Annotated in this window: 1 protein-coding gene; it reads right to left on the reverse strand. The window is 70.5% G+C overall.

Annotation, left to right across the window (positions count from 1 at the left end; all coding sequences use genetic code 11):
* Positions 1-1,504, reverse strand: a 1,504-nt coding sequence (locus tag AC04L7_RS18500; RefSeq protein ID WP_475513671.1) for a DUF7507 domain-containing protein, incomplete at both ends; no start/stop codon positions are given.

Consider the following 1,504-nt stretch of genomic DNA (forward strand, 5'->3'; position numbering starts at 1 on the left):
GCCTGCGCGATACGGGCCCGTCGACGTCACCGACTTCACCAGCGTCATCGCCGGCAGCTGTTCGGTCGCCGTGTCCACTTCGCTCGAAGGACTGGTGATCGCCGGTGGCGTCGGACCCCCCGGCGGCGTCGGCGGCTGACCGCTGGCCGTCGCGCTGTTGTGCACGTTGCCGGCGGCCACTTCTTCCGCCGTCACGGTATGCACGCCCGTGCAGGTGGTGCTGTCGCCAGGCTGCAGCGTCGTCGACGCGCAGACGGCCGGCGCATCGAGTCGCGCGTCGTTCACCACGATGCCGGTGAGCGACAGGTTGCCGATGTTTTCGACCACGAACTGATACGCGACGACGCTGCCGAGGCGATAAGGACCGGTCGATGTCACTGACTTGGTGATCGACAGGACGGGGGCCTGTGCGGCCAGCGCCGTCGTGACCGGCGTGCTGGCGCAGCCCGCGGCACAATCCGGATCGCCGCCGCCCTGGATGYTGGCGATGTTGTCGACGCTGGCGGCCGCGGACACGGTCGCCGTCACCGGGATCACGTAGGTCGCCGTGTTGCCCGGCGCGGCATGGGACAGGCCGGCCGGAACCGCGCACACCACGGTCTGGCTGCCGGACGGATTCGTCGCGCAGCCAGCGGGCAGCGTACCGATGCTCAGGCCTGCGGGCACCACGTCGGTCATCGTCGCAACCGACGATGTCGCGGCAGTACCCGAGTTGGTCACCGTGATGAGGTAGTCGTAGGGCACCGCAACGACCGCGGTCGCCGGACCGGCCTTCTGGATCTCGAGGCGGGGTGCGACGATCGGCGTATCCACGGGTGCGCTGGCACAGCTGCCGGCGGTGGCGCAGGCGGGATCACCGCCGCCAGTCACCGTGGCCGTGTTCGACACGGTGGTGTTGTTGACGGCACCCTGCGGCGTCGCTGCGATCACGAAGCTCGCGGCATTGGCGGGTGCGATGTTCGACAGCCCCGAGGCGATGGTGCACACCACCGTCTGGCTGCCGACCGGGTTGGTCGTGCAACCGGCGGGCAGCGTCCCGAGGGTGAGGCCTGCCGGCACCGGGTCCGTGACGGTGGCAGCGGCGGAGGTCGGCCCTGCGCCCGTGTTGGTGACCGTGATCGTGTAGTCGAACGGCACGCCCACGGACGCCGCGGCGGGCGCGACGATGGAGGCGGTCTTGGCGATTTCCAGCCGTGGCTGGCCCGCGAACGCAACGTGGAATGCGCAATCCTGCGTCACCAGCGTGACGGTGTAGGTGTAGGCGCCGGCGGTCGGGCCGCTCAGCGTGCCGGGGCACGTGTTGGCGCCCGGCGGGGTGGTGATCGTGGGAACGTGGCCTGCAGTGGTCGGGGTGAAGGTGAAGCTGGTCCCCTGCCCGTCCTCGATGACCTGCGCCGCCGCGTTGCCCAGGGTGCCGCCGGCGACGCTGGGCGTGACGATCCAGACCCGGGCGAAGTCCGCGGTGACCTGCAGGTCCTGCGTGCCCATCTGCACTCGGCATTCG

The organism is Pseudoxanthomonas sp. LjRoot204_2 (genome assembly GCF_056175765.1).